Origin of the sequence: Streptomyces sp. GESEQ-4, assembly GCF_017948455.1 — a bacterium.
In the GTDB taxonomy this organism is placed as follows: Bacteria; Actinomycetota; Actinomycetes; order Streptomycetales; family Streptomycetaceae; genus Streptomyces.
Genome location: NZ_JAFFSU010000025.1, coordinates 1 through 19,102, shown reverse-complemented (window position 1 = coordinate 19,102; position 19,102 = coordinate 1). Strand labels below are relative to the sequence as shown.

At 69.8% G+C, this 19,102-nt stretch carries 17 protein-coding genes and 1 pseudogene; 11 read left to right on the top strand and 7 right to left on the bottom strand.

Annotated features, from left to right (window positions below; translation table 11 throughout):
• Positions 1-69 precede the first annotated feature (69 nt).
• From KCH48_RS33625 to KCH48_RS33610, 4 genes and pseudogenes are all read right to left on the bottom strand, one after another.
• Positions 70-293 (bottom strand): annotated as a pseudogene (locus KCH48_RS33625) (hypothetical protein); the annotation flags it as partial.
• 1 nt (position 294) lies between these two features.
• Positions 295-1,203, bottom strand: a complete 909-nt coding sequence (locus tag KCH48_RS33620; protein ID WP_210580301.1) for a MerR family transcriptional regulator — start codon at positions 1,201-1,203, stop codon at positions 295-297.
• Between the two features lie 42 nt (positions 1,204-1,245).
• A complete protein-coding gene (locus KCH48_RS42570) occupies positions 1,246-2,292 on the bottom strand; it encodes a helix-turn-helix domain-containing protein (RefSeq protein WP_307841026.1) in 1,047 nt (348 codons plus the stop codon).
• Positions 2,293-2,593: 301 nt separating this feature from the next.
• Positions 2,594-4,786 carry an MMPL family transporter gene (locus tag KCH48_RS33610; protein ID WP_246886273.1) on the bottom strand — a complete coding sequence of 731 codons (2,193 nt, stop codon included), beginning with the start codon at positions 4,784-4,786 and terminating at the stop codon, positions 2,594-2,596.
• Between the two features lie 134 nt (positions 4,787-4,920).
• Here KCH48_RS33610 and rpe point away from each other — a divergent pair, with 134 nt between their 5' ends.
• The 4 genes from rpe to KCH48_RS33590 all read left to right on the top strand — a co-directional run bounded on the left by rpe (position 4,921) and on the right by KCH48_RS33590 (position 7,712).
• A complete protein-coding gene (rpe, locus tag KCH48_RS33605) occupies positions 4,921-5,607 on the top strand; it encodes a ribulose-phosphate 3-epimerase (protein WP_210580298.1) in 687 nt (228 codons plus the stop codon).
• Positions 5,608-5,685: 78 nt separating this feature from the next.
• On the top strand, positions 5,686-6,729 hold the full coding sequence (locus tag KCH48_RS33600) for a sugar-binding transcriptional regulator (RefSeq protein WP_210580296.1): 1,044 nt from the start codon (positions 5,686-5,688) through the stop codon (positions 6,727-6,729).
• Between the two features lie 127 nt (positions 6,730-6,856).
• Positions 6,857-7,324: an iron chaperone gene (locus KCH48_RS33595; RefSeq protein WP_210580293.1), complete on the top strand. Its 468-nt coding sequence runs from the start codon at positions 6,857-6,859 to the stop codon at positions 7,322-7,324.
• Positions 7,325-7,397: 73 nt separating this feature from the next.
• The gene (locus tag KCH48_RS33590) at positions 7,398-7,712 is read left to right on the top strand and encodes a barstar family protein (protein ID WP_210580285.1); all 315 of its coding nucleotides are present in this window, start codon (positions 7,398-7,400) and stop codon (positions 7,710-7,712) included.
• A gap of 28 nt (positions 7,713-7,740) precedes the next feature.
• Here the strand turns inward: KCH48_RS33590 and KCH48_RS33585 are convergent, their stop codons facing one another.
• Both KCH48_RS33585 and KCH48_RS33580 read right to left on the bottom strand, forming a co-directional pair.
• On the bottom strand, positions 7,741-9,327 hold the full coding sequence (locus tag KCH48_RS33585; protein WP_307841025.1) for a hypothetical protein: 1,587 nt from the start codon (positions 9,325-9,327) through the stop codon (positions 7,741-7,743).
• A 38-nt stretch (positions 9,328-9,365) separates the two neighbouring features.
• Positions 9,366-10,745, bottom strand: a complete 1,380-nt coding sequence (locus KCH48_RS33580; protein ID WP_246886272.1) for a glycoside hydrolase family 125 protein — start codon at positions 10,743-10,745, stop codon at positions 9,366-9,368.
• A gap of 157 nt (positions 10,746-10,902) precedes the next feature.
• Between KCH48_RS33580 and KCH48_RS33575 the strand changes: the two genes are divergently transcribed.
• From KCH48_RS33575 to KCH48_RS33560, 4 genes are all read left to right on the top strand, one after another.
• Positions 10,903-11,877: a sugar ABC transporter permease gene (locus KCH48_RS33575; RefSeq protein ID WP_307841024.1), complete on the top strand. Its 975-nt coding sequence runs from the start codon at positions 10,903-10,905 to the stop codon at positions 11,875-11,877.
• Positions 11,861-12,787, top strand: a complete 927-nt coding sequence (locus tag KCH48_RS43280; protein ID WP_210580283.1) for a carbohydrate ABC transporter permease — start codon at positions 11,861-11,863, stop codon at positions 12,785-12,787. The genes KCH48_RS33575 and KCH48_RS43280 overlap by 17 nt, the downstream gene beginning before the upstream one ends.
• Positions 12,788-12,830: 43 nt before the next feature.
• A complete protein-coding gene (locus KCH48_RS33565; protein WP_246886271.1) occupies positions 12,831-14,129 on the top strand; it encodes an ABC transporter substrate-binding protein in 1,299 nt (432 codons plus the stop codon).
• 325 nt (positions 14,130-14,454) lie between these two features.
• A complete protein-coding gene (locus KCH48_RS33560) occupies positions 14,455-15,528 on the top strand; it encodes a LacI family DNA-binding transcriptional regulator (RefSeq protein ID WP_307841023.1) in 1,074 nt (357 codons plus the stop codon).
• Here the strand turns inward: KCH48_RS33560 and KCH48_RS33555 are convergent.
• Positions 15,522-16,721, bottom strand: coding sequence for a glycoside hydrolase family 76 protein (locus KCH48_RS33555; protein ID WP_210580281.1), 1,200 nt, complete (start codon positions 16,719-16,721; stop codon positions 15,522-15,524). The two genes, KCH48_RS33560 and KCH48_RS33555, sit on opposite strands and share 7 nt — an antisense overlap.
• Positions 16,722-16,967: 246 nt before the next feature.
• On the opposite strand from KCH48_RS33555, the gene KCH48_RS33550 reads away from it, so the two are divergent.
• From KCH48_RS33550 to KCH48_RS43270, 3 genes are all read left to right on the top strand, one after another.
• A complete protein-coding gene (locus KCH48_RS33550) occupies positions 16,968-18,434 on the top strand; it encodes a GuaB1 family IMP dehydrogenase-related protein (protein WP_210580279.1) in 1,467 nt (488 codons plus the stop codon).
• A gap of 146 nt (positions 18,435-18,580) precedes the next feature.
• Positions 18,581-18,709 (top strand): hypothetical protein, encoded by a 129-nt coding sequence (locus tag KCH48_RS43275; protein ID WP_307841022.1) that lies wholly within the window; start codon positions 18,581-18,583, stop codon positions 18,707-18,709.
• Between the two features lie 23 nt (positions 18,710-18,732).
• Positions 18,733-18,969, top strand: coding sequence for a GNAT family N-acetyltransferase (locus tag KCH48_RS43270; protein WP_307841021.1), 237 nt, complete (start codon positions 18,733-18,735; stop codon positions 18,967-18,969).
• Positions 18,970-19,102 lie beyond the last annotated feature (133 nt).

Genomic DNA, 19,102 nt, shown 5'->3' with positions numbered 1-19,102 from the left:
CTGACACAGCTTCAGCGTCAGCAGCACGGCCAGCAGATGCTCGTGCGCGGTGATCAGCCGCTTGAATCATCACCACCGCCTGCCGAACTGCCAGTTGTGCACCCAGGGTCGGCGTACCGGTCCGGGGTCGGGATGGCGCGTGCCGTGGCCGGGTCCGGGCTTCGGACCAACGCCGCCGTCCCCAGCCGGGCGGCGCCGTTGTCGGACGGCCGCGGCCCGTAGGCGATCAGCTCGTCCCGGTCGAGCGGCACCGCGAGGTCGGCGGCCTGCCCCGTGCCGAGGGCGAGCACCAGGTCAGGTCTGATCCGCGGCGCGCAGGGCCCGCGCCAGCCATTCCAGCTCCTCGGTCGCGTCGGGCGACGAATCCTGCCCGCGCACACGGGCGACGAGCCTGCGGTAGTGCTCCGCTCCTGCCTCGATCCCGGCTTCCAGGCTGCGCAGCACGGCGGCCCGATCGGCGTCACCGAACAGCTCGGACAGCACCTCGGCTGCTGCCGGCCCCTCGGGAGCGACTCCGCCTTTTCTGACCTCCGCGACGGTCTGCACGATCTGCCTGGCCCACCAGATGGACGCCCCGGGGGGACGGCTCTGCCCCGGTACGGGCGTGTTGAGCTCCATCCATGTGCGCAACCTGGCGCGGAAGTCGGGGTCCCGCACCAGTTCGGCCAGTTCGATCCAGGCGTCGACCTGCTCAGGTGTGGGATCGTCGGGCAATTCGATGCTGAAGGTGCGCATGCGGTCGCGCAGGCGGGGGTCGTCGAGGCCGCCGAACACCTCCTCCTTGAACTCGTCGATGATCTGTTTGCGCTCGGCGGCGGAAAGCCGCGCCAACCGGTTCATCAGTGCTGTCTCCTCAACGGTCGAACCCCGTTTCGCCACGGTGGACAGGACGGCCCGGCTCACCTTGAGTGAGCGGATCTGCGCGTCGAGCGCGGCCACATGCGCGTCGGCGACCTCGGCGACCGTGGTGCTGCCGCTCAGGACGCGGCACACGTCGTCGAGCCCGAGGCCCAGCTCCCGCAGGGTGCGGACCAGCTCGACGCGGGCCACGGACTCGGCGTCGTACAACCGGTAGCGGCCCGCGGAGCGGGCCACAGGCGGCACCGCCCCCTCGTCCGACCAGAAGCGCAGGGTACGCACCGGAAGTCCGGTGCGGTGCGCGAGCCGGCCAATGGTGAGCAAGTGGGGGCGTTCGTCGTCCATGAGTAAGATCCTGAACCCTCCGGCGGCTGGAGACTCAAGCGCCTAAGCGCGATATCCCGTGAGTTCTCCAGAGCTCGGCCGAGCGGTCAGTTCATGCGTCGGGCCCTGCTTCAGGTCCGTTTCAGCGTGCGGCCGACCGGTCGAGCGGGCATATTCGGCGGGCGTTTGACCGTAGTGTTTCTTGAAGGCGCGGATGAAGTGGCTGCTGTCGGCGAAGTGCCAGTGGGCGGCGAGTTCCGAGATGCTCCACCGGCCGGACGGCGATGTGAGGGCGAGCCGGGCTTCTTCCAGCCGCCGGTGGCGGATGTAGGCGATCACCGACTCTCCTACCGTGGCGAATGCCCGCTGCAGGGTGCGTACAGAGACGTTGAGCTCGCGTGCCAGCATCGTCGGGGACAGCTCGGGATGGGCGAGATGGCTGTTGGCGAGGTCCTTCGCGGCCCGGGTGAGTGCGGGAGCCAACTGTGGTTCCACGTCGTCGAAGCGACCCACCGCCACCGCCTTGGCCAGTTCGATCAGGGTGCTGTGCGCGGCGTACACACCGGCTGGGCCGAGGTCGGTGGCCGTCTTCAGGATCATGTTCGTGTGGGCCGTCAGCAGGCGCATCTCGGCCGAGTCCGCCGGCCCGATGACAGTCCGGTTCCCGAGCAGGGATCTGAGCGTCGCGGAGGGCAGGAAAAGGAACTGCGCCGTGGTGTGCGGCGCCGTCTCGAAGGGCATCTGCCGCCCGAAGTGCCGGAACAGGAACTGCCCGGTCGATACGGTGTGCTCGTCGCGATCGGGCAGGCCGCCCAACGTCCATGCGCCGCGCCGCAGTACGTGGATCTCCACCAGGTCCCGATCGCCGCCCGCGGGGTCCGCGATCCGGGTGGCCGACGCCATGTGGAGATCAGCGATCACCACATCGCGCACCCGGGCGACGGATCCCTTGAGCCGGAAGTCGGCGATCGTGGCCGGGCTGAAGGCCGGCAGGGGGAAGACATCGCCGATCTGCGTCTGCCATTCACGACGGAAGGCATCGAATCCTCGCGGTGCGGCAACCGGGACCCTGGAATCGACGGCGAACGCCCCGGGCGCCAGGTCGGTCACCGATCCAGTGCTGTTCATCTCCGGTGATCCACCTCGTGTCCGATATTTCGACGCCTTCTTGTGGCGTACATGTTCTGTCCCGACGCCGCCGCGGTTCAAGTGCCTGCCGTGCCGAGGCGGTGGGAGTTCAGCCGACCTCGTTGCGGACGGCGGAGTCGAGGTCGGTGGGGTCAGGCGGAAGGTGTCAGCTGTCTCCGTCGCGTCCATGTGGAACGGCGCGTACGACTGGTAGTCCATCTCGGCCATCTCGCGGGCGATCGGCACGATCACCACTAAGTGAGACAACCGGCAAAAGCCCAGGTCACCCCCGCGGAATTGGCTGTTCCGAATCAGATCCTACAGCGGGATCGCGGGCCATGGCCTGTCCGTCCTCCTTCGCCAGCCGGTGCGGCCACCAGACCTTCGGGCCCACGTCCAGGAAGAGGGACGTGACCAGGATCGAGCGGACGATGAAGGTGTCCAGCAGGACACCGAGGGCGACCGTGAAGCCGATCTCCGCGAAGGCGACCATCGGGAGCGTGCCGAGGGCGGCGAAGGTGCCGGCCAGGACCAGGCCGGCGGAGGTGATGACCGCGCCAGTCGCCGCGAGGCCCGTGATCACGCCTGGTCGGGTGCCCTGGCGGGCCGCCTCCTCGCGGATGCGGGTGGTCAGGAAGATGTTGTAGTCGATGCCCAGGGCCACCAGGAAGACGAAGACGAACAGCGGGAAGTCCGTCGACTCGCCCGCGTAGTCGAAGACGTACCGGAAGGCCAGGGCGCTGATGCCGAGGGCCGCCGCGAACGACAGGATCACCGTCCCGATCAGCAGCAGCGGGGCGATCAGGGCGCGCAGCAGGACACAGAGGATCAGCAGCACGACCACCAGCACCAGCGGGATGATCAGGATGTTGTCGTGCGTGGTCGCCTCGTCCATGTCCAGCAGGGCCGCCGTACCGCCGCCCACCTGGGCGTCGGCGTCCGGCACCGCGTGCACGGCGTCGCGGACCCGCTCGACCGTCTGTTTCGCGGCCTCGCTGTCGGCCGCGTCGGTCATCGTGGCCTCGAAGAGGACCTTGCCCTCGAACGACGGTTTCGTGCCCGGTGGCAGGCCCAGCGACTCGGGGACGACGCCCTCGGTCGCGGCGACCGCCTGGCCCACCTGCTGGGCCTGCGCCTGGTTGCTGACGATGACGAGCGGATCGCCGCTGCCCGCCGGGAAGTAGCGCTCCGAGACCTCCTGGCCGGTGATCGAGTCCGGGGTGCCGGTGAACGCGTCCGCGTTGCTGATGCCCTCGGCGCGCAGCTGGATCAGGCCGAGCGAGCAGACCGCCAGGATCAGCGCGGTCACGCCCCAGATCATGCGTGGACGGTGGGCCATACGGCGTCCCATGCGGGCCCAGACGCCCCGCTCGGTCGGGTCGGGGGAGCCGTGGTGCGGGATCACCGGCCAGAAGATCCAGCGGCCGAAGATCACCAGCAGGGCCGGGAACAGCGACATCATCGCCAGCAGCGCCACGGCGACGCCGATCGCGGCGACCGGGCCGAGGCCGCGGGTCGAGTTCATCTCGGCGGCCAGCAGCACCAGCATGCTCAGTACGACCGTGGCGCCGGACGCGATCACCGCGGGCCCGGCGCGGTGCAGAGCCAGGGCCATCGCCTCGTGCCGGTCCTCATGGCGGCGCAGCTCTTCCCGGTAGCGGGCGACCAGCAGCAGGGCATAGTCCGTCCCCGCGCCGAAGACGAGCACGGTGAGGATGCCCGCACTTTGGCCGTTCACCGTCAGGCCCGCGTTCTCGGCGAGGAAGTAGATCAGGGCCTGTGCCGTGAACAGGGCGGCGATCACGGAGAGCAGCGGGATCAGCAGAAGCGAGGGGCTGCGGTACGTCAGCAGCAGCATGATGATGACGACGCCCATCGCGGACACCAGCAGCGTCGAGTCGATGCCCTCGAAGGCCTCGGAGAAGTCGGCGGACGTGCCGCCCGGGCCGGTGATGTGCACGGCGAGCCCGTCGCCGCCCTCCCCGACCTCGTCCCGGATCGCGTCGACCGCGGGCGCGATGCGCTCCCAGCCCTTCTCGTCCATGGTGATCGGGACGTAGACCTGGGCGGCCCTGGGGTCGGTCTCGCGGTCGAAGGTCGGGCCGCGGGTCTCGGCGCCTCGGATGCCGTGGTCGGTGAGCTGCTTGAGCTGCCGCACGTCCTCGGTGATCTGCGCCCGGTCCTGCGCGGTCAGGCCGCTCTCGCGGGCGTAGATGACGATCGCCGGGATCGTCTCGGGCCTGAAGTCCTCAGAGATCTCCAGGACTTGGGTCGATTCGGCGGACCCGGGCAGCCAGGAGGCCGCGTCGTTGTCCTGGGCGTCGGTGAGCTTCTGCGCGAAGGGCGCCGCCAGAAAGAGCACCGCCAGCCACAGCACCAGCACGACCCACTTGGCGCGGCGGCCGCACACCAGGTGTGCGATGCCCTTGGTGCCCGTCGTGATCTCGGACTTCGTCTCGGAACTGGTCCCCGTCATGGCCACCCCCGCAGCCGCCCGTGGAGCCGGTGGGCGGCCCAGCATGGCACGCCCGGCCCTCGCGGAACATCCGATGAACGTCTTAGGTACGGACCGAGGCGAACATTCGTGCCCGGACATGGGAGGCTTGGGTCATGGCCGTGCAGATCAACCCCAGCATCCTGTCCGCCGACTTCGCCCGGCTCGCCGAGGAGTCGAAGGCGGTCGACGGGGCCGACTGGCTCCACGTCGACGTCATGGACAACCATTTCGTTCCGAACCTCACGCTCGGCGTGCCGGTCGTAGAGTCGTTGGCCCGTGCGACGGACACCCCGCTGGACTGCCATCTGATGATCGAGGACCCTGATCGGTGGGCGCCTCAGTACGTCGAAGCGGGTGCCGGTTCCGTCACGTTCCATATCGAGGCGGCCTCCGCTCCGGTGCGGCTGGCCCGGGAGATCCGGGCCAAGGGTGCCCGTGCCTCCATGGCGCTCAAGCCGGCGACGCCCATCGAGCCGTACGAGGATCTGCTCCCCGAGCTCGACATGCTGCTGATCATGACGGTCGAGCCGGGCTTCGGTGGCCAGGCGTTCCTCGACATCATGCTTCCGAAGATTCGCCGCACCCGCGAGTTGATCAGCAAGCACGGCCTGGAGCTGTGGCTCCAGGTCGACGGTGGAGTCTCGGCGGCCACGATCGAGCGGTGCGCGGAGGCCGGAGCAGATGTCTTCGTGGCGGGCTCGGCGGTGTACGGGGCCGCCGATCCGGCCGACGCGGTACGTGCACTGCGCACCCAGGCTCAGGCGGCCACGGCCGTCGCGTCCTGGGCGTGCGACCACTGAGCCAAGGGAACGTGAACGGCGCCCTTCCGGGCGGATCAAGTGGGCCGGATCTGCAAGGATGAACAGCGAATCCAGAGTGTGAACAGCAGTGAGGAGAGCGCCGTGTCGGCAATGTCGGCGGGCCGGTCAGCCATGCGGATGGGACCCGCTGAGCTGGTGCAGGCGGCGGCCATGGCCCGCCGCTTCTACCTCGAGGGCAAATCCAAGATCCAGATCGCCGAGGAGTTCGGCGTCAGCCGCTTCAAGGTGGCCCGGGTCCTGGAGACCGCTCTCGAACGGGATCTCGTACGGATCGAGATCCGCGTCCCGGCCGAACTGGACGCCGAGCGCTCCGACGCGCTGCGCGCCCGCTACGGCCTCAGGCATGCCGTCGTGGTCGAGTCCCCGGCCGAGGCCGAGGACTCGCCCGACCCCGAGAACCTCGGTGAGGTGGCCGCCGACCTGCTCGGCGAACTCGTCAACGAGGGCGATGTGCTCGGTCTGGCCTGGGGCCGCTCCACCATCCACATGGCCGCGGCCCTCGACCGGCTGCCGCCGTGCACGGTGGTGCAGTTGACGGGCGTGTACGACGCCGGGACCGCGGAGCGCGGTTCGGTGGAGGCCGTGCGGCGGGCCGCCCAGGTGTCCGGCGGCGACGCCCACCCCATCTACGCGCCCATGCTGCTGCCGGACGTGGCCACCGCGGCCGCCCTGCGCAACCAGACCGGGATCGCGCGGGCCTTCGAGTACTTCGACAAGGTCACGGTCGCCTGTGTCTCCATCGGCTCCTGGGAGCCGGGCATCTCGACGGTGTACGACATGCTCAGCGACGAGGAGCGGGCGCACTACTCGTCCCTCGGTGTCGCCGCCGAGACGTCCGCGCACCTCTTCGACTCCGAGGGCCGCCGGGTCGGACGGGACCTGGGCGAGCGGTGCATCACGGTCAAGGCCGACCAGCTCCGCCGTATCCCCGAAGTCGTCGCGATCGCCGGCGGAGCGCGGAAGGCGGGCGCGATCGACGCGGTGCTGCGGTCGGGGCTCGTCACGAGCCTGGTGACGGACACGTCCGCGGCCGACCACCTGATGACGACGGGCTCGACACCGCGGCCCGCGCTCAACCGGGCGGACCCCGACGGGCCCTGACGGCCCTTCAGAGCAGGGTGTGACGGGAGAGCCGTGGCAGCATCGGTCAGTTTTCAAGAAGCCGATGCCGCCGCGGCTTCCTAGCATCGAGGGTGTTCCCAGCCGATCGCGCAGAAGGATGCCCGTCATGCCGAACGCAGAGAAGTCCGCCAAGAGCACGGCCGCCACGTCGTACGACGGCTTCACGGACGAAGAGCGGGCCGCGATGAAGGAGCATGCTCAGGAGCTCAAGGCCGTGCGCGGCGGGAAGCGCAAGACCAAGGCCGACGCGGAAGCCGCCGTGCTCGAGAAGATCGCCGAGATGCCGGAAGCGGACCGCGTGATCGCCGAGCGGCTGCACGCCCTCATCAAGGAGAACGCGCCCGAGCTGGCGCCGAAGCTCTGGTACGGGATGCCCGCGTACGCCAAGAACGGCAAGGTGGTCTGCTTCGTGCAGGCCGCGGCCAAGTTCAAGTCCCGCTATCTGACGCTCGGCTTCGACGACTCGGCCACGCTCGACGACGGCACGATGTGGCCGACCGCCTTCGCCGTGACGGAACTGACCCCCGCCCACGAGAAGACGATCGCCGCACTCGTGCAGAAGGCGGTGCGCTGAGGCGCGGGACCGGGCCTGCGGCACAATGACCATCACACCGGTGATCACTACGAACGTTCAGGGCGGTACTGAGATGACGGAAGTCGTGGTCACGCTGGACCTCGACGGGGTCACGGACAAGGGCGGCCTGATGGACCGCTGCGCCCGTGCCCTGTCGTTGCCCGACTGGTTCGGCCGCAACTGGGACGCGCTGGCCGACTCGCTCTCCGACCACACCGTCTGGCCCGACGGCGCCGCGGAACAGGGGCTGCTCGTCGTCGTACGGAACTGGCAGCCGTACGCCGTCGCGCGCCCGGGCGAGTGGAAGACCGCGCGGGAGGTGTTCGGACAGGCGGCCGACACGGCTCCGGCACTGACCGTGGCGCTGGCTCTCGGCGGGTCCTCCTGAGCCGGCGTGGGTTCCGGACGGTCACCCCTCAGACCGCCAGAGGTGTCGCTCCCCAGGGTTCGGCCCAGTCGTAGACGAGGGTCTTCGCGCCGGACCGCCAGCGGCGAGGAGCCGTGGTGGACAGCCAGTCGAGCGGTTCCACGCCACCCGGTGTCCCGCCGTCCAGTGCGAGCCTGATGGCCGCGGCCAGGTCGGTGTCCGTGCGGTCGGTGCGGGCGGCGGGGTCCACGGAGACGAACAGAGCCGTGCCGGAACGCGCCACCAGGTCGAGGAACTGCCGGTTGAGACTCCAGTCCGTCCGCGGAGTGCAGGGCACGCAGTCCGCGTCCACCGTGAAGAACCTGTTGTGCTGGGCCAGCCGGAAGGCAAGGGTGTTCACGCCCATGCGCCGGGTCCGCTCCCAGCTGCGGCCCGACGTGTCGTCGCCGGATCGATGTACCCGCACCAGACCCGCGGACAGATGGCCGATCGTGTTGCAGCCGATCACCACCGTGTCCCCCGCGGCCTCGTTGATCGTGCGATACAGGCGGACCAGGATCTCGGCGCTCGTGACGGACCGGTCGGCCAACGACCAGCCCGGCGAGGCGAGTTCGGCGGGGGAGCCGGCGGCGAACCGGCCGAACACGTCGTACGTCGAGAAGTCGTGCTTGATCAGTTCGTACCCCCAGCGCCGGAACCGGGTCACGTCCTCGGCGACCGTCTCCAGCGCGACGTCCAGGGAAGGGTCGAGGGGGAAACCGGCGTCCCTCAGCATGCAGGGCCGGACGGCGGCGTTCTCGGTCCGGGAGAGCAGCGGCCGGAACCACAGGCCGGGCCGGGCGCCGGTCTCGGTGATCCGGGCGGCCATGTCCGCCATGTCGTCGAACACGCCCGGCAGCCCGGTGTCCCAGGGGCCGCCGGGCGCGGATCCGCCGCCCTCGGTCCAGCCGTCGTCGATCACGCAGTACGGACGGACGGCATGCCCGTCGGCGTACTCCACGACCGTCCGGGCGTCGCGCAGCACCGCGTCCGGGCCGAAGCCACGTCCGTAGGCGTAGTACCAGTTGTTGCTGCCGACGACGGGGCCGGTGGAGGGCAGTGGGTCCGGGCTCATGACGGTGCAGAGCGCCTCGTGCGCGGCGAACGGTGTCGGGGCCGCGGCGGTCACCACGGTGGCCACGTCCAGCACACGCTCACCCGGCAGGACCGGCAGGCCGCCGCTGCGGACATCCGACCAGAGGGTGACGCCACCCTCGTCGACCGTCCAGGAGCACAGGGCACCGGCTCCGGTCCGCACGCCCCACCCGGTCGTCGTCTCTCCGGATGCGCCGGTGATCAGGACGTACCAGGGCAGCGCGCGCTCCGGCTGCAGAGTGCGCCACTGAAGATCGCCGTAGCCGCGTTCCCAGGCGTCTCCCAGGATCCGCGCGTCTTCGGGTGTGCGGTGCCGCCAGCGCAGCACGATCCGCGACAGGCCCTCGGCGCCCGCGCGGGCGCGCACCCGCAGTCCGCCGGCCGCCCCCTCGGCGGTGACTCGGGTGCCGCGCACCGTCCAGACGCCTTCGGTGGCCGACATCGCCGTGTGCGGACGGGTGTCGTCGGTCATGACGTGGACGGCGTCGGGCAGGCGCAGCACGGCGGGCTCCTCGGTGGGGGGGACGGCGACGGCGCCGGTCAGGCGGGCCTGTCGGCCGCGGTGGGCGCGGCGGGCAGCGTCCGGGGGTGGACGGGGAACAGTTCCCGTACGCCGCCCCCGCACAGGTCGAGGGCGAGTTCGCAGAACATGGCGTTGGCCCAGCCGAACCAGTCCCGGGTGTAGCGGCCGGGGTCGTCGACATGGAAGCTCTCGTGCATCAGGCCGGTGCCGGCCGTCGTGGCCGCCAGTGTCTCCAGGGCCTGTGCCGCGGCGTTCTCGTCGCCGGTCAGGCCCGCCGTGGCGAGCGCCAGCGGCCAGACGTGACCGTCCGGAGTGTGCGCACTGCCGACGCCTGACGCGTGACGGCCGCTGAAGAAGGACGGGTTCGACGGGGAGAGCACCAGAGTGCGGGTGGCCTGATAGAGCGGGTCCTCCGGGGTGCACCAGCCGCTCAGGGGGAGGCTCAGCAGACTGGGGAGGTTGGCGTCGTCGCCGAGCAGTACCGCGCCGAGGCCGTCCACCTCGTAGGCGAGGACGGTTGTGCCGCCTGCCTCGACCACCGCGTCCGACAGGATTCCGGCGTCGATCTCGGCGGCCAGCCTGCGGGATTCCTGGGCCAGTTCCGTGTCACGGAGGGCGGATGAGGCCAGTTCGGCCAGCCCGTGCAGGGTCGCGGACGCCAGCGCGTTGGCCGGGACGAGGTAGCCGTGCCGGCAGCGATCGTCGCTCGGCCTGAAGCCCGACCAGGTCATGCCGTTCCGCCGGACGCCGTCTCCGCGGCCACCCTGGGGAAGGCTGTCACCGGCGAAGGGACCGGACGGCCGGATGAACCGGTAGGGCGAATCCGCGTGGGACTGCTCCGCCCGCCACATCCGTACGATCGTCCAGGCGGCGCGGTGAAAGGCGTCGTCGAGGTGGTCCTCACGACCGCTCGCCCGCCGGATCGCGTACGCCAGCTGCAACGGCGCGCAGAGGGAGTCGAGTTCGTACTTGCGCTCCCACACCCAGTCTCCCGGTGCGGGCCGGTCACCGGGCTCGCCGTGCGCGCCGGTGGGTCCGTCGTTGAAGGCGTTGGCGTACGGGTCCTGCAGGACGCAGCGGATCTGGCGGCGGGACACGCCGGCCAGCACGTCGCCGACCGCCGGATCCGTGGCCAGGGCGAGGTAGGGGCGGACCTGGGCCGTGCTGTCGCGCAGCCACATCGCCGGGATGTCTCCGGTTCTGACGAAGACCTCCGGGCCTTGAGATGGCTCAGTGCCCCAACTCATCGATGTGGTCCATGTGTTGGTCAGGCAACTCTCGACGATGTCCGCCGCCGGGCTGCCCCGCAGTTCGGTGGCCAGCCGTCGTCCGAGCGTCCTCAGCGACTCCGGAACCGCCCACAGTGTTCCGGATGTTGATCCGGGAAACGTTACCATCGCGCCTCTTGACTCCCTCTGTGACGTGCGCCACCGTGTGATCAACAGGAAATGGAAACGTTACCTTGAAGGAGCTGGAGACCGCCAGACGGTCGGGTCCGCCCCGGTCTGCGTTCTCGTCAACTCCTCGGAGAAGATGAGGAGAAGGTGAGCGCGTGTGACAGCCATCCCGGACCGGCAGCCGCACCCACCCCCGCGTCCGTCACCGCGCAGCCCGTGGCGCCGGCGAGGGAAACTCGGGTCGGACACCCGGGCCGCCTACGCGTTCATGGCGCCGGCTCTCATCGGCTTCACGGTCTTCGTCGTCTACCCGCTGATCCGGTCGGCCTACTTCGCGCTGACGCGGTACAACGGCCTGACCGCCCCGACCTTCGTCGGCCTCGACAACTTCCGCCGGATGTTCACCACGGACCCGTCGTTCTGGCCGTCGGTGCGGGCCACCCTGCTGCTGGTCGTCCTGTACGTGCCGCTGTCCCTGGCCATCGGGCTGGCGCTGGCGGTGTTCTGCAACCGGCGTATCCGGGGCGTCCGCCTCCTGCGCACCCTGGTCTACCTTCCGGTGGTGCTGCCGGTGGTCGCCACGATCACGCTGTGGAAGTTCGTCTTCAATCCGCAGGTCGGCCTGGCCAACCAGGTGCTGACGTGGCTTCATCTCCCGACCAGCGAGTGGCTGTCCGGTACGGGCTCGGCGATCCCGTCGATCGTGATCGTCATGCTCTGGAGTGTCGGCTCCACGATGATCATCTTCCTTGCCGCGCTCCAGGCGGTGCCCACCGAGCTCTATGAGGCGGCCCGCCTCGACGGCGCCGGGCCCTGGACCGTGTTCTTCCGGATCACCCTGCCGCTGATCAGCCCGATCATGGTGCTGCAGGTCGTGCTGCAGATGGTGACAGCCCTGCAGACCTTCAACCAGCCGAAGATCCTCTCGCCGGACGGCCTCGGCGGGCCCGGCTTCAGCACCAGGGTCCTGATGCTGTCGATCTACAACAACGGCTTCCCCACGCTCGGCCGGGTCGCCGACTTCGGCTACGCCTCCGCCCAGGTCTGGGTGCTCTTCCTGGCCATCGTCGTCGTGATCGCCGCCACCGCCCGCTTCTCGTCGATTTGGACCTACAGTGACCACGACTCCTGATGTCGCGACGGCGTCGGAGCCGGCGCCGTCCCCGCGACCGACCCCCGCCGCCGACGCGCCCCGGCCGCCCCGGAAGACCGTACGGACCGCGGCCTGGTACGCCGTCGCGCTGCTGATCTCGTCGGTGATGGTCCTGCCCATCCTGTGGATGCTCACCATCGCGTTGAAGGGCCAGTCGGCGGTCTTCCAGGTCCCGCCCCGGCTGCTGCCCGACGAGTTCCACTTCGAGAACTTCATCGAGGGACCGAAGGCGATCCACTTCCCCCGCCTGCTGCTCAACTCCCTTGTCATCACCGGCTTGTCGGTGCTCGGTGGCGTCATGACCTCGATGATGGCGGGATACGCCCTGGCCCGGCTCCGCTTCCCGGGCCGCAGGCTCTGGTTCTACGCCTTCGTCGGCAGCATGATGCTGCCCCCGGTGGTGGGCATCATCCCGCTGTTCCAGCTCTTCAAGGACATCGGCTGGTACGACACCTGGCTGCCGCTGATCGTGCCGGCCTTCCTCGGCGGCAATCCGCTGTTCATCTTCCTCGCTCGCCAGTACTTCCTGTCCGTGCCCCACTCCATCGACGAGGCCGCCAAGGTCGACGGCGCGGGGCACATCCGGATCTTCTTCAGCGTCATGCTGCCCATCACCCGGCCGGCCTGGATCACCATGGCCATCCTGGCCTTCCAGTTCTCGTGGAACGACTACCTGAACCCGCTCATCTACCTGTACTCGTCCGAGAAGTGGCCGCTGAGCGTCGGTATGGCCTCCTTCGTCGGCCAGTTCGCCGGCCAGACCCCCGACTGGAACCTCTACATGGCCGCGAACCTGCTCTACATGCTCCCCCCACTGGCCGTGTTCTTCGTGGCCCAGCGCTACTTCATCCAAGGCCTGAGCGCACTGGGCACCGTCAACCAGCGCTGACCCCCACCGAGGTCGGCCGACCCGAACCACGTACCCGGAGGCCATGTTGAAACGAACAGCGCACATCGCCGGAACCCTGCTGGTGGCGGGCGGACTGCTGGCCACGTCCGCCTGCGGCGGCTCCTCGGGAAGCGAGTCCGGGGGGAAGACCACGGTCACCGTGATGACCTGGGAGTCGAACGCGACCAACAAGCTCATCGACAAAGCCCTGGCCGGCTTCAAGGACCCCGACATCACGGTCAAGCGCATCGACACCCCCAACGGCAACTACGGGGACAAGCTCGCCTCCCTCACCCAGGCCCAGAAGCTGCCCGATCTGTTCTGGTGCGGCAACGACACCGAACTGCAGTACACCGGCCAGGGTCTGCTCACCGACTGGTCGTCCAAGCTGTCCGGCTCCGGTGACTTCACGGCCGGCAGCTTCGACCCCACCGCGATGAAGAACTGGAAGACCGCCGACGGAAAGATCGGCGGAGTCCCCTCCCTGATGAACACCTACGGCATCTGGTACGACATCGACGCGTTCAAGGCAGCCGGGGTACCCCTGCCGGCCGCCGGCTGGACCTGGGACGACATGTACGCGGCCGCCGACAAGCTGCACAAGCAGGGTGCCAAGTACGGCCTGGTCGCCGACGCGATGACGGCTCTGGACGCGCCCTTCAGCCTCAGCCTCTACTCCATGTCCGCCGGTGGCGCGCCCTTCACCGACAGCGTCCACCAGCCCACGAAGGTGACCGCCGACGCGACCTTCACCGAGGGCGTCGGCAAACTCGCCGCGGGTATCAAGAGCGGTGCCGTGGCGCCTCCCGGCTACGACACCTCCAGCCAGCAGTCCCTTTTCGCCTCGGGAGAGATCCCGATGCTGTGGAGCGGTCAGTGGCTGGGCGCCGGGTTCCTCACCGACAAGCCGAAGATCAAGTACGGCTTCGCGCCCCTGCCCCAGGTCGACAAGGCGGCCACCCTCTACGACGCGGTGGGCATCTGCACCCCGTCGTACACCAAGAACGCGGACGCCACCTTCAAGGTCCTCTCGTACCTCAACTCCACCGTGTGGACCAAGGTGCTCCCGGACTCGCCCGTGGCCGTGCCCGCCTACACCGGCGCCCAGGACGCCTACTTCGACGCCCTGGACAAGGCCGGGCTGACGACCGTGGCGTCCACCGTCAAGACAGACCTGGAGGCCCCGTTGACCATGGGCGTGCGCTTCACCACACCGTGGGCCAGCCAGGCCGGCGACGTGATCACGGCGTACTGGCCGGACATCGTCCAGGGCAAGAAGCCGCTGTCCGAACTGCAGACCATGACCGACAAGATCAATGATGTGATCAAGAACAACGGCTAGCGCCCCGGCAGGCAACGTTTGCCCGTCAAGGAGCGGCGTCCGGTGCGTGCTCTCGGCGTGCCGGCCGGAAGGCCCCGTCGATGGACCGGATGTACTTGGGCTTTCGGCCGGTGCGGCGAGTGGGGGTCCCCCCGGCCGAAGGCTGGGGGAGCGTGCCGGGCGTCGCGACGGGGCGAACGTTGCCTGTTGGGGCACTAGCGCCCTGCCCGTGCGGACGCAAAGCCCCGGTCGTCCCTGCTGACCGGGGCATGCGCCCGGGCCCGGAAACGTATCCTGAGGGCCGTTCCCCGGCCGCCCCGGCGATGAAAGTTGGTCTCCGCCCCACGTGAGCAGTCGTTCCACGCAGCGCCAGAACACCCGGCCGACGATGCGCGATGTCGCGGAGCGGGCCGGAGTCGCCGTCGTCACCGTGTCGCGCGTCGTCAACGGCATCGGAACGGTCCGTGAGGAGACGGCCGAGCGGGTCAACGCGGCCATCAACGCCATCGGGTACCAGCGCAACGAGATCGCGCGGTCGCTCCGCCCCGGCCAGACCTCCATGACCGTCGGACTGCTGCTCGGTGACCTGACCAACCCGTTCTACGCGTCCCTGGCCAAGGCGGCCGTCGACGTGGCGAACCGGGCCGGGTACGCGGTGCTGCTCAGCACCGCCGACGAGGATCCGGAGGTCGAGCGCCGCGCGGTGGGCGAGCTCATCGGACGGCGGGTCGCCGGGCTCATCATCGTGCCGGACCAGGGCGACCACGCCTTTCTCGACGAGGTCAACGCGCACGACCAGGTGCCCATCGTCTTCGTCGACCGGCCCGCCACCGGCGCCGAGGCCGACGTCGTCGTGGTCGACAACGAAGGCGGGGGAGCGGCGGCGACCCAGCACCTCATCGACCACGGCCACCGCCGGATCGCGATCCTTGTCGCGCCCTCGTACTACACGACCGGGCGCCGACTGCGCGGCTACCGCAAGGCTCTGCGGCGCAGCGGCATCCCCGTCGACGAAGACCTGGTCGTCACCCTGCGGCGCGGCACCACGGACGACGCCTCCGCCGCCACCCACGCCCTGCTGACGTCGGAGCGACCGCCGACGGCGATCTTCTCGACCACGGGCTTCCTCACCGAGGGTGTCCTGCGGGCGAGCCAGCGACTGCGGGCGCCCGTCGCGGTGGTCGGGTTCGACGACTTCAAGCTCGCCGACATGCTCCCGACCCCGGTCACCGTGGTGACCTCCGACACCGAGGAACTCGGCCGCCACGCCGCCCATCTGCTCATCGACCGCATCAACGGCGTGGGTACCCCCTACCGCAGGACCGTGCTGCCGGTACGGCTCATCGCCCGCGGCACGGGGGAGTTGGGCCCCCCGCCCCGGTCCCGGTCGCAGTCTCAGTCTCAGTCTCAGTCTCAGTAGAGCGTCGGCCAGAGGGCGCGGGGCCACGCGAGCACCGCGTACAGCTGCGCGAAGGCCGCCTGCTGGATCGCCTCGGTGCCGCCGGACGAGTTGAAGTGCACCAGCCCGGTCGCGGGATCGCGCATTGTGGACCACACCTGGTCGGCGTAGTCGGCCATCGCGCGGTGGTATCTGCCGTCCCCGGACACCGACTCCAGGAGCAGCAGGTTCTTGAAGAAGATCGAATTGAAGAACACCGGCTGACTGAACAGCCGTCCCTGCGTGACGTAGTAGGCGTACGCGGCTTCGGCGATCCGCTCGGCCCGGCGCAGGTAGACGCGGTCGCGGGTCGCCCGGTGGAGCAGGACGTTGACGCCGATCGGTACGCCCTGGTTGTACGACCAGACCGTCTTCTCGATCGTGCCCTTGAGGTCGAGGTGGTCCCAGTACAGCCCGCCGGGGCTCTGGAGATGCGTGTTCGTCCAGTCGTAGAACCGCCGCGCCCAGTCCAGGTAGCCCCGCTCCCCGGTGATCAGGTGGAGGCGCAGGGCGAGCTGGGCGCCCGGCATGTTGGAGACGGTGTTGCGGTCGTGGCTCCAGGTCGCCTGGGTCCAGAAGACGCCGCCGGGTGCGGCGTGGGAGGTGTCGGTGTCCCAGCCGGACCTGACGAGCGCGAAGATCTCCTTCGCGCGGGTCAGCGCGGCGGTGTCACCGGTCTGCAGGTGGCGCTGGATCTTCGCCAGGCCGACCCATTCGTTGTCGTCGTAGAAGAAGTCGCCGCCCGAGCCGTACGGGGCGCGGGGGTAGGAGTCGTATCCGGGCAGCCCGGTCGTGCCTCCGCCGGCGTTCCAGTAGTGCTCCTGGGCCTTCGCGCGGACGGTCAGTTCCGACTCGTACGCCGGGTCCACCGCCGCGAGGTCCAAGGCGGCGATGTGCACCTGGGAGAAGGGCCATTCGTAGGAGTACGGGTGGTCGCCCGAGGCCGCCGGATACTGCTCACGCACCAGTCCGGAGCCGTCCTTCGTGTCGAAGTGTCTCTCCAGAGCGGCATAGGCGGCTCTGGCGCGGGACAGCGCACGGGACCGGTGCTCGGCGTCGCCCGCCGCCTTGTCGCCGTCGGCGGCGGCCGCGCTCGCGGTGGGTCCGGCCGCCATCGCGGCCACGGCCGTCAGGCCGGAGCCGACCAGCGTCCGGCGGGAGGGATACCTGCGCATGGAAACGTCTCCATTCGATGCCGGGGCTGGGTGATGGAAACGTTGCCATGGGGCTGGGGGGTCGTCAACGGTCCGAACAGCACCAAGGCGTCGTCTGCGCGTTCGGGTAAGCTCTCGGGGTAAGGCAGGTTCCACTGCCTGACACCGGAGCCCCCGTACCTCATGGAGGATCACACGAACGCGGGGGCGTTTTGCTGTGTCCTTGTGGGAGTGACCTGCGCCGTTTCGCGTGAAAATGTGAGACTTATGCGTTTCCTTGAGCCCGGTACGGGTCGGCCCGTGGAGTCAGCTCCGGTTCCCTACGACCTGACGTACGACGACGTTTTCATGGTGCCGAACCGCAGCGCGGTCGGTTCGCGGCAGGATGTGGACCTCAGCTCCCCGGACGGCACCGGCACCACGATCCCGCTGGTCGTCGCCAACATGACCGCGATCGCGGGGCGCCGGATGGCCGAGACGATGGCCCGGCGCGGCGGCCTCGTGGTCATCCCGCAGGACATCCCGATCGACGTGGTCACCGAGGTCGTCTCCTGGGTGAAGAGCCGCCATCTCGTCCTCGACACCCCGATCGTGCTGGCCCCGCACCAGACCGTCGCCGACGCGCTGGCCCTGCTGCAGAAGCGGGCGCACAACGCCGGTGTCGTCGTGGACGAGGAGCAGCGGCCGGTCGGTGTGGTCACCGACGCGGACCTGTCCGGAGTGGACCGCTTCACGCAGCTCGAGATCGTCATGTCCCGGGACCTGCTGCTGCTCGACGCCGACATGGACCCGCGCGAGGCCTTCAACACCCTCGACCACCACAACCGGCGGTACGCCCCCGCGGTCGACAGCGACGGCCGGCTCGCCGGCATCCTCACCCGCAAGGGCGCCCTGCGCGCCACGCTCTACACGCCGGCCGTCGACGCGCAGGGCAGGCTGCGGATCGCCGCCGCCGTCGGGATCAACGGCGATGTCGCGGGCAAGGCCAAGCAGCTGCTCGACGCGGGCGTCGACACGCTCGTCATCGACACGGCGCACGGCCACCAGGAGTCGATGATCAGCGCGCTCAGGCTGGTCCGCGCCCTCGACCCACAGGTCCCGATCGTCGCGGGCAACGTCGTGTCCGCGGACGGTGTGAGGGACCTCGTCGAGGCCGGCGCCGACATCGTCAAGGTCGGTGTCGGACCGGGTGCGATGTGCACCACCCGCATGATGACCGGGGTCGGCCGGCCGCAGTTCTCCGCGGTCCTGGAGTGCGCGGCGGAGGCGAAGAAGCACGGCAAGCACGTCTGGGCCGACGGCGGTGTCCGGCACCCTCGCGATGTCGCCATGGCGCTCGCCGCCGGTGCGTCCAACGTGATGGTCGGGTCCTGGTTCGCGGGCACGTACGAGTCGCCGGGCGACCTTCAGCAGGATGCCGACGGCCGTCTCTACAAGGAGTCGTTCGGCATGGCGTCCGCGCGGGCCGTGGCCAACCGTACGTCCGACGAATCGGCGTACGACCGGGCCCGCAAGGCGCTGTTCGAGGAGGGCATCTCCACCTCCCGCATGTTCCTCGACCCGGCCCGCCCGGGCGTCGAGGACCTGATCGACTCGATCATCGCGGGTGTGCGGTCGTCCTGCACCTACGCGGGCGCCGCCTCCCTGGAGGAGTTCGCCGAGAAGGCCGTCCTCGGCATCCAGAGCGCGGCGGGCTACGCGGAGGGCAAGCCGCTGCACGCCAGCTGGAACTGAGCCAAGTCCCTTGCGCACGGCCCCCGTTGTCCCGCACCGGCGGGAAAACCGGGGGCCGAGCGCATGTCCGGGCCCCTACCGACCTCCGCTCGCCCGGCGGGAGAAAATCGAGGGCCGTGCGCGTGCGCGCGTCCTACGGTCGGGGCATGGAGATCGCCGCCTGCAGGGCCGAGGACGTCGAAGTGCTGGAGCGCTTCATGCCGTCGAACAGCGTCGACGGCCACCACGGGGCCCGGTTCGCGCGGCAGGAGGCGGGGGCGGCAGCACCTATCTGATCCCGTGGCTGGACGGCAGGCCCGTGGGCCACGCGGAGGTGCGCTGGACCGGATGCGAGTCGCCGGAGGTGCGGGCCGCCCTGCCGGGATGCCCGGAGATCAACGGCCTCTTGGTGTGGCCCGAGCCGCTTCGCTCACAGGGCATCGGAACCACGCTGGTGCGCACCGCCGAGCGGCTGGCACGGGAGCGTGGCCTGGACGCCGACGGTGTACGGCAGGAGCAGGCCGACGCCTGCGTGTTCCTCGTCAAGGCCCTCTGAGAAGCTGTGCCTGATGCCTACATGACAAACGGTGATGGCTGGTCCGTGCCGCCGCAGCGAGGCCGAACGGAGCCTCCGGGCGCATGGGGCGGCCGGCGCACCCGGCCGCTATCCGCCGGGGGTGACGAGCCCG